General features: G+C 51.4%; 7 protein-coding genes and 1 pseudogene. 6 read left to right on the top strand and 2 right to left on the bottom strand.

The features are described from left to right. The first annotated feature begins 337 nt into the window (after positions 1-337). Both KEM39_RS07045 and KEM39_RS07040 read left to right on the top strand, forming a co-directional pair. Entirely contained in the window at positions 338-742 is a 405-nt protein-coding gene (locus KEM39_RS07045) for an HIT family protein (RefSeq protein WP_002246328.1), read from the top strand. A gap of 39 nt (positions 743-781) precedes the next feature. After that, positions 782-1,969, top strand: coding sequence for an LD-carboxypeptidase (locus KEM39_RS07040; protein WP_118997933.1), 1,188 nt, complete (start codon positions 782-784; stop codon positions 1,967-1,969). A 101-nt stretch (positions 1,970-2,070) separates the two neighbouring features. Here KEM39_RS07040 and KEM39_RS07035 read toward each other — a convergent pair whose 3' ends face one another. Further along, complete coding sequence (locus KEM39_RS07035) at positions 2,071-4,326, bottom strand: nitric-oxide reductase large subunit (RefSeq protein WP_211709762.1); 2,256 nt, start codon at positions 4,324-4,326, stop codon at positions 2,071-2,073. Positions 4,327-4,707: 381 nt separating this feature from the next. On the opposite strand from KEM39_RS07035, the gene nirK reads away from it, so the two are divergent. The 4 genes and pseudogenes from nirK to KEM39_RS07015 all read left to right on the top strand — a co-directional run bounded on the left by nirK (position 4,708) and on the right by KEM39_RS07015 (position 8,105). Continuing rightward, positions 4,708-5,886, top strand: a complete 1,179-nt coding sequence (gene nirK, locus KEM39_RS07030) for a copper-containing nitrite reductase (RefSeq protein WP_118997931.1) — start codon at positions 4,708-4,710, stop codon at positions 5,884-5,886. 179 nt (positions 5,887-6,065) lie between these two features. Next, on the top strand, positions 6,066-6,821 hold the full coding sequence (locus KEM39_RS07025) for a formylglycine-generating enzyme family protein (RefSeq protein ID WP_025459468.1): 756 nt from the start codon (positions 6,066-6,068) through the stop codon (positions 6,819-6,821). 213 nt (positions 6,822-7,034) lie between these two features. Beyond that, positions 7,035-7,166 (top strand): annotated as a pseudogene (locus KEM39_RS07020) (IS5/IS1182 family transposase); the annotation flags it as partial. Positions 7,167-7,223: 57 nt separating this feature from the next. Beyond that, the gene (locus KEM39_RS07015; RefSeq protein WP_118997930.1) at positions 7,224-8,105 is read left to right on the top strand and encodes a carbohydrate kinase family protein; all 882 of its coding nucleotides are present in this window, start codon (positions 7,224-7,226) and stop codon (positions 8,103-8,105) included. 60 nt (positions 8,106-8,165) lie between these two features. Here the strand turns inward: KEM39_RS07015 and KEM39_RS07010 are convergent, their stop codons facing one another. After that, the gene (locus tag KEM39_RS07010) at positions 8,166-8,723 is read right to left on the bottom strand and encodes a nitroreductase family protein (protein WP_118997946.1); all 558 of its coding nucleotides are present in this window, start codon (positions 8,721-8,723) and stop codon (positions 8,166-8,168) included. Between the last annotated feature and the right edge of the window lie 58 nt (positions 8,724-8,781).

The raw sequence follows: 8,781 nt of genomic DNA, 5'->3' as shown, positions 1-8,781 counted from the left end.
CGGGAATGACGAAAAGTTGCGGACAGCAGAGGAATGACGAGGTTTCAGACGGCATCTCTTGCCTGCCGCTAAAACAGTTTGCCGCACAACTGTTCAAACGCGTCCGATATGTTTCAACACACAAGACGACACATAAAGCACCACCCTATGTATCGTCCTGATTTGGAAGGGGTTACGCCCCTCCCGAATAAAGTCTGATCCTGCCGCCCTAAAGGGCGGGGTTTCAACCGAAAAGGAAACACGATGAAGTGGTACAATTAACGGCAATGCGGACAGACAAATTGAAATATTAAAAATTACCCTACCGTTTTTTAAACACTTTCAGGAATAAGGAAAAATGACCGCCCAACCCTGCCCCATCTGCACGGCGCAAAATGAAGACGTTTTGCTGCAAACCCCCAAGCTGCGCGTCATCGCCGTCCATAACGACAGCGGTTCGCCTGCATTCTGCCGCGTCATTTGGCGTAAGCATATTGCCGAAATGACCGACCTTTCGGCAGCGGAACGCGGCGAATTGATGGAAATGGTGTACAAAGTCGAAGCCGCTATGCGCCAAGTGTTCCGGCCAGCAAAAATCAACCTCGCCAGCTTGGGCAATGTCGTGCCGCACCTGCACTGGCATATTATCGCCCGTTTTGAAAACGATGCGTCTTTCCCTGCGCCGATTTGGGCAAACCCCGTCCGGAAACACGGTATGACCCTGCCGCAAGATTGGACGGAACAGCTTAAAAAGCTGCTTTAAGCCCGCCAATGCCGTCTGAAACCGTATGAAAGGGAAATTATGACCGAACCGACCTCCCGCCGCCGTTTTCTGAAAACCTGCACCGCCGCCGCAGGCGCGGGGCTGCTTCAGGCTTGCGGTACTGCGCCTGCTTCAAACAATGCCCCATCCGCGCCCTCTCATCCTGTTGCGAAAGCCCGAACCGTGTACCCCAAACCACCACGCCATTCCAACTCTGCCGACAATCTTCTGCGTATTGTCGCCTCCTCAGGCTTTGCCGAAGACATCAACCGCGTCAATACTGCATTGACCCGCCTTTACAATGCCGGTTTTACCGTAACCAACCAACAGGCGGGCAGCCGCCGTTTCCAACGGTTTGCCGGCACGGACACGCAACGCGCGGCAGATTTCCAAGAGGTCGCCTCCGGCCACGTCGCCACGCCTAAAGTGCTGATGGGCTTGCGCGGCGGTTACGGTGCGGCGCGGATTCTGCCGCATATCGATTTTGCCTCACTCGGTGCAAGAATGCGCGAACGCGGTACGCTGTTTTTCGGCTTCAGCGATGTTTGCGCCGTCCAGCTTGCACTCTTGGCAAAAGGCAATATGATGAGTTTTGCCGGTCCGATGGCTTATAGCGATTTTGGCAAACCCACCCCCGGTGCGTTTACGATGGATGCCTTTATCAAGGGGGCAACCCAAAACCGCCTGACCGTTGATGTTCCTTATATCCAACGCGCCGATGTCGAAACCGAAGGCACGTTGTGGGGCGGCAACTTAAGCGTCCTCGCCTCGCTCGCCGGTACGCCTTATATGCCCGACATCGACGGCGGCATTTTGTTCCTCGAAGATGTCGGCGAACAGCCCTACCGCATCGAACGTATGCTCAATACGCTGTATCTTTCGGGTATTTTGAAGAAACAGCGCGCCATCGTGTTCGGCAATTTCCGTATGGGCAATATCCGCGACGTGTACGATCCGTCTTATGATTTTTCCGCCGTTGCCAAGCATATTTCGCGCACGGCGAAAATCCCCGTGCTGACAGGATTCCCCTTCGGACACATCAGCGACAAAATCACTTTCCCCTTGGGCGCGAACGCCCGAATCCGTATGAACGGAAACGGCGGTTATTTGGTCGCGTTTGAAGGCTATCCGACACTCGATGCGTCCGCCCTGACTTTGGATACCCTGCTCCCGCCGCCGGATTTGCCTATCTTCCCCGAAAGCGGTGTTGCCGATATTTCGGAATAAACCCGCAAACGGACAAATGCCGTCTGAAGCCTTCAGACGGCATTTCCCTGTAAAAAAACCGCACCTGATGGCAGGTGCGGTTTCAATTTTCAGGCTAAAACTTATTTGTCTCGGCTGAATACAATTTTAGTAGCTTGAATAGCAACGCATACTGCACCGCCAATGAAGATCAAGTCAGCTGCCGTACGTACCCAACGCAAGGTATCGAGGATTTCCATTTGCAGGAATTCTTCACTACGTGCATACCACAAACCGTGAGTAATAGAGGCATATGCTTGAATAGCACCGACAGGCAGCAGGCTGATAACAATCATGCCGACCAAACCGCCATTGAGCAACCAGAAGCCCCAAGTCATCAGCTTGTCGTCAAACTGCACGTTCGGTTTCAAATAACGGGCAACCAGCAATACGAAGCCCAGAGCCAAGAAACCGTACACACCGAACAAGGCGGCGTGCGCGTGAACGGCGGAAGTGTTCAAACCTTGGATATAGAACAGGGAAATCGGCGGATTGATCAGGAAGCCGAATACACCGGCACCGATCATATTCCAAAAGGCGACTGCCACGAAGCACATCAGCGGCCAACGCAGGCGTTTTGCCCAATCGGACAGGTGTTGGTAAGACCAATGCTCGTATGCTTCACGGCCCAGCAACACCAGCGGCACAACTTCCAAAGCGGAGAAGCAGGCACCGATTGCCATAGAGGCGGAGGTAGAGCCGGAGAAGTACAGGTGGTGCAGCGTACCGGGAACGCCGCCCAACATAAAGATGGCGGCAGCGGCCAAAGTGGAGGCAGTAGCGGTACTGCGGCGGACAAAGCCCATATTGTAGAAGACAAAGGCAAAAGCGGCAGTGGCAAATACTTCAAAGAAGCCTTCCACCCACAGGTGAACCACCCACCAACGCCAGTATTCCATTACGGCAATCGGGGATTTTTCGCCATAGAACAGACCCGGTGCGTAGAATACGCCCACACCGACCATAGAAGCGACAAAGATTGCCAGCAGGTTTTTGTCTACGCCTTTTTCTTTGAAGGCGGAAACCGTGCAGCGCAACATCAGGAACAGCCACAACAGCAGGCCGACCATCAGCAGGAGTTGCCAGAAACGTCCCAAATCGAGGTATTCGTAACCTTGGTGTCCGAACCAGAAATTCAATTCGGGGGGAAGGATGTGCGTCAACGCGAAGAAGTTGCCCGCGTAAGAACCGCCGACCACGATGAAGAGGGCGATATAGAGGAAGTTCACGCCTGCACGTTGGAACTTGGGATCTTTGCCGCCGTTGACAATCGGCGCGAGGAACAAACCTGCCGTCAAAAAGCCGGTTGCAATCCAGAAGATGGCGGATTGGATGTGCCAAGTACGGGTCAGGGCATAGGGAAACCAGTCGGACATTTCAAAGCCCAACGCCTCATCGATGCCGTAGAAACCTTGACCTTCGACGGTGTAGTGCGCGGTCAGACCGCCCAGCAATACTTGTACCACAAACAGGGCAACTGTCAGGAAGACGTATTTGCCCAATGCTTTTTGCGAAGGGGTCAGTTGGATTTTGGAAATCGGGTCTTCAGACGGCACTTCCACTTCCTCGTGTTTGGTCAGGAAGGAATAACCCCACATCAACAAACCGATGCCCATCAAGAGCAGTACAACACTGGTAAACGACCACATGTAGTTTTCAGTAGTCGGTACATTGTTGATCAAAGGCTCGTGCGGCCAGTTGTTGGTATAAGTGAACGTCTCGTCAGGACGGTTGGTCGAAGCAGACCAAGAAGTCCAGAAGAAAAAGTCGAACAGTTTTTCACGCGCTTCTTGGCTTGGCAATGTGTTGTTTTTCATTGCAAAGTGTTCGCGGGTGGTTTGCAACTTGGGATCGTCGCCGTAAACGCCGTGATAATAAGGCAGGATGCTTTCGATGGCTTTCACGCGCGTATCGCTGATGACTACAGAACCGTCTTCCTTCACACGGCTTTGGTTGCGGTATTCGTCAGCCAGTCGGGTTTTCAGAACGGCTTGTTCTTCAGGGGAAACTTCATCGAATTTTTTGCCGTAAGTCTGTTGCGCGGTCAAATCCAACCAGGCGGACAACTCACGATGCAGCCAGTCGGCCGTCCAGTCCGGAGCCTGATATGCGCCGTGACCCAGAATCGAACCGACTTCCATACCGCCGGTACTCTGCCACGCAGACTGACCTGCCAAAATATCGTCTTTCGTCATCAGCACTTTGCCTGATGCGGAAACGACCTGTTCGGGGTAAGGCGGGGCTTTCTTATAAACCTCGCTGCCCATATAGCCAAGAATGGTAAAGCATACCGCCAGAACGGCAAACAGCAAGTACCACAGCTTCTTGTACTGTCCCATTTTGAGAGCTCCTTTTAATAAAGCAGTTGTTTAAAATTCACAGAATATGAATGTTAAAGATTGTAGCACGGTTTACCGCGCAAATAAACATTTGTTCAAACAAACTCACATATAAAACAAATACATATATGATAATAACTATCATTATTCTTTACTCGGAAATTACCCTGCCTTTGCCTGCTCTGCCGAAGCCCCTAGCAAATCAGTCTATTCATTGTAATTTTTAGTAGTTATAAAGTATTAGAAGTGTCATTTTAAGTTCATATTTATTGAATTACTTGACCTAAATCAAAATATACATAGGTAAGCAACCGCATAATCACATCAGTTCTTAACCAATCCTTTCAGGACAATTTACTTTTCTTACAAAAGGAAAACATCATGAAACGCCAAGCCTTAGCTGCAATTATCGCTTCTATGTTTGCTTTAGCCGCCTGCGGTGGCGAACAAGCTGCTCAAGCCCCTGCCGAAACCCCTGCCGCTTCCGCAGAAGCCGCAAGTTCCGCCGCACAAGCTGCCGCCGAAACGCCTGCAGGCGAACTGCCCGTCATCGATGCAGTTACCACCCACGCTCCTGAAGTACCTCCCGCAATCGACCGCGACTATCCTGCCAAAGTACGCGTAAAAATGGAAACCGTCGAAAAAACCATGAAAATGGACGACGGGGTGGAATACCGCTACTGGACATTTGACGGCGACGTTCCGGGTCGTATGATCCGCGTACGCGAAGGCGATACGGTTGAAGTCGAATTCTCCAACAACCCGTCTTCTACCGTTCCCCATAACGTCGACTTCCACGCCGCAACCGGTCAGGGCGGCGGTGCAGCCGCAACCTTTACCGCCCCGGGTCGCACTTCCACATTCAGCTTCAAAGCCCTGCAACCGGGTCTGTACATCTACCACTGCGCCGTTGCGCCGGTCGGTATGCACATCGCCAACGGTATGTACGGTCTGATTTTGGTCGAGCCTAAAGAAGGCCTGCCGAAAGTGGATAAAGAGTTCTACATCGTCCAAGGCGACTTCTACACCAAAGGCAAAAAAGGCGCTCAAGGCCTGCAACCGTTCGATATGGACAAAGCCGTTGCCGAACAGCCTGAATACGTCGTATTCAACGGTCATGTAGGTTCTATCGCCGGCGATAACGCGCTGAAAGCCAAAGCAGGCGAAACCGTGCGTATGTACGTCGGTAACGGCGGTCCGAACTTGGTGTCTTCCTTCCACGTCATCGGCGAAATCTTCGACAAAGTTTATGTTGAAGGCGGCAAACTGATCAACGAAAACGTACAAAGCACCATCGTTCCTGCCGGCGGTTCTGCCATCGTCGAATTCAAAGTCGACATCCCAGGCAGCTACACTTTGGTCGACCACTCCATCTTCCGCGCATTCAACAAAGGCGCGTTGGGGCAATTGAAAGTAGAGGGTGCGGAAAACCCTGAAATCATGACTCAAAAATTGAGTGATACCGCTTACGCCGGCAGCGGCGCGGCTTCTGCCCCTGCTACTTCCGCACCGGCTGCTTCTGCCCCGGCAGCCTCTGCATCCGAAAAAAGCGTTTATTAAATCGGATACCCGTCATTAGCAGGGCAAACCACTGCCGCCGTACTTCATTACGCACGGCAGTGGTTTTTTAACAACCAATCTTTCCTTTCGGAAGATTGATTCTTCAGACGGCATTCGCGGCTTTTTGTTTAAAATGCCGTCTGAAAAATCAATTTTAACTGCCTGTCAGGAGGCATGATATGAAGTTTGCCCGGTTACTCTTTCTCTGTGCGGCACTCGCCGGCACTCAAGCGGCAGCTGCCGAAATGGTTCAAATCGAAGGCGGCAGCTACCGCCCGCTTTATCTGAAAAAAGATACCGGTCTGATTAAAGTCAAACCGTTCAAACTGGATAAATATCCCGTTACCAATGCCGAGTTTGCCGAATTTGTCAACAGCCACCCCCAATGGCAAAAAGGCAGGATCGGTTCCAAACAGGCAGAACCCGCTTACCTGAAGCATTGGATGAAAAACGGCAGCCGCAGCTATGCGCCGAAGGCGGGCGAATTAAAACAACCGGTAACCAATGTTTCCTGGTTTGCTGCCAACGCCTATTGCGCCGCACAAGGCAAACGCCTACCGACTATTGACGAATGGGAATTTGCCGGACTTGCTTCCGCCACGCAGAAAAACGGCTCAAACGAACCCGGCTACAACCGCACTATTCTCGATTGGTATGCCGACGGCGGACGGAAAGGCCTGCACGATGTCGGCAAAGGCCGCCCGAACTACTGGGGCGTTTATGATATGCACGGTCTGATTTGGGAATGGACGGAAGATTTCAACAGCAGCCTGCTTTCTTCCGGCAATGCCAACGCGCAAATGTTTTGCAGCGGCGCGTCTATCGGGTCGAGCGACTCGTCCAACTATGCCGCCTTCCTCCGCTACGGCATCCGCACCAGCCTGCAATCCAAATATGTCTTGCACAACTTGGGCTTCCGTTGCGCAAGCCGATAACCCCTTCAATTACCAAAGCAGCTTTGGCGGTACTGAAAAGTACCGCCGTTTTTTGCCCGAAAATTCTAGTTTTGTTTCATTATCTTGCAATTTCAAGCAATATTTTGTAGGAAAAAAACAAAATTATCTTGCGGTGAATCAAACCACCTTTGCGGCAAACCCGTCAAAATACCGACAACGTTTTATTTTTCCAACGAAATTTATAAAACCCATTCGGAATATTACTATAGTGGATTAAATTTAAATCAGGACAAGGCGACGAAGCCGCAGACAGTACAGATAGTACGGCAAGGCGAGGCAACGCCGTACTGGTTTAAATTTAATCCACTATACATTCCCGATCAGCGACGGTCTGCAAAGCCGTCAAACTTTCCGACTATTTATCCAAACCAAGGAAATCCAATGAAAATTACCGGCTTCGGCGAGATACTGTGGGATACTTTCCCTGATGGAAAAATTTTGGGCGGCGCACCTTTAAACGTGCTGTACAGATTACAATCGCTCGGTATGGATACCGCCATTATCAGCAGTAGGGGAAATGATGGCGACGGAGAAGAACTTGTTCGACAAATACAACAAAAGAACATCGTTTCCAACTTTGTCCAGATTCATCCGGATTATCCTACCAGTCAGGTTAAAGTGTCGCTGAATGCCCACGGCAGCGCATCCTACGAAATTGTCTATCCCTGTGCATGGGACGGCATCCGAACAGAAGAAGCAGCACTGCACCGCGTTGCCCAATCCGATGCCTTTATTTTCGGCAGCCTGGCCATGCGCGACGAAACCTCCCGAAAAACTTTAAACAGCCTGCTGCAACAGGCAAAATTCAAAATCTTCGATGTCAACCTGCGCAAACCGCATTACGACGCTTCCCTGATTTTAGAAACCATGAAACAGGCTGATGTCGTCAAACTCAACGATGACGAACTCTACGAACTGTCAAAGATTTACGGATCGCCCTATCACGGTTTGGAGCAAAACATCGTTTATCTGGCAAAACTGACCGATACAGACACTCTTTGCGTAACCTTGGGCAGCCACGGCGCAGTCCTGTACAAAAACGGGGAATTTTTCCGACACGGCGGATTTAAAATCGAAGTTGCCGATACCGTCGGTTCGGGCGACAGTTTTCTTGGCGGTCTGATTTATCAGCTGCTCAACCGCGCGGAACCCCAACATGCCCTCACCTTTGCCTGCGCGCTTGGTGCGCTGGTCGCCTCCGAACATGGCGCAACACCCGACATTTCCGCCGAACGCATCGGGCGTTTCATGAACCCGGTTTAAAACGCATGGAAAAATGCCGTCTGAAAGCCTTTCAGACGGCATTTTGCTTGAGATTCCGTTTTACCAATGGCTGACAAACGCTTCCAAATCGGTATTCTTGGGCTTATGCACTTCCTCTGTCGGCGTGCCGACCATCATCAGCCCGATGATTTTATCCTTATCCGCACAACCGAAAGCCTCCCGCAACAAGGGGCTGTTGACCCACATCCCCGTAATCCAGACATTGTCGAATCCCTGAGCCGTTGCCGCCAGTTGCAGCGCATACGCCGCACAACCCGCCGTCAGCATCTGCTCCCATTCCGGTTTCGGCTTAGGCACATCGCGATTCGGCGCAAACGTTACCCCAATGACCATCGGCGCCATATTGCCCACTTTTTCCGCCTTTTTCATCGCATCGTCGCCGAAATTCAATTCGGCAACCGTTTGCTTCAACACATCGCGAAAACGTTGCAATCCTACCTCGCCTTGAATCACAGTAAAACGGAAGGGGCGCATATTGCCGTGATCGGGAACTTGGGTTGCCGCCTGCAACATCTGTTCCAACTGCTCCGAATTGGGAGCCGATGCCGCCAGTTTTTTTGAAGAGCGTCGGGTAGTCAAAAGCTGCAAAGCGTCCATATCATCGTCTTTCAAATCATTCCGGAAGCAGGGTTTATAACACAAAGCGCACAGCAAT

Origin of the sequence: Neisseria sp. Marseille-Q1983 (assembly GCF_018224585.1) — a bacterium.
Classification (GTDB): Bacteria; Pseudomonadota; Gammaproteobacteria; order Burkholderiales; family Neisseriaceae; genus Neisseria; species Neisseria polysaccharea.
This window is presented reverse-complemented; position numbering and strand designations above follow the sequence as displayed.

Coding starts and splice junctions, on each gene's coding strand:
- KEM39_RS07045 (WP_002246328.1), top strand. CDS start 338: ATGACCGCCCAACCCTGCCCCATCTGCACGGCGCAAAATGAAGACGTT.
- KEM39_RS07040 (WP_118997933.1), top strand. CDS start 782: ATGACCGAACCGACCTCCCGCCGCCGTTTTCTGAAAACCTGCACCGCC.
- KEM39_RS07035 (WP_211709762.1), bottom strand. CDS start 4,326: ATGGGACAGTACAAGAAGCTGTGGTACTTGCTGTTTGCCGTTCTGGCG.
- nirK (WP_118997931.1), top strand. CDS start 4,708: ATGAAACGCCAAGCCTTAGCTGCAATTATCGCTTCTATGTTTGCTTTA.
- KEM39_RS07025 (WP_025459468.1), top strand. CDS start 6,066: ATGAAGTTTGCCCGGTTACTCTTTCTCTGTGCGGCACTCGCCGGCACT.
- KEM39_RS07015 (WP_118997930.1), top strand. CDS start 7,224: ATGAAAATTACCGGCTTCGGCGAGATACTGTGGGATACTTTCCCTGAT.
- KEM39_RS07010 (WP_118997946.1), bottom strand. CDS start 8,723: ATGGACGCTTTGCAGCTTTTGACTACCCGACGCTCTTCAAAAAAACTG.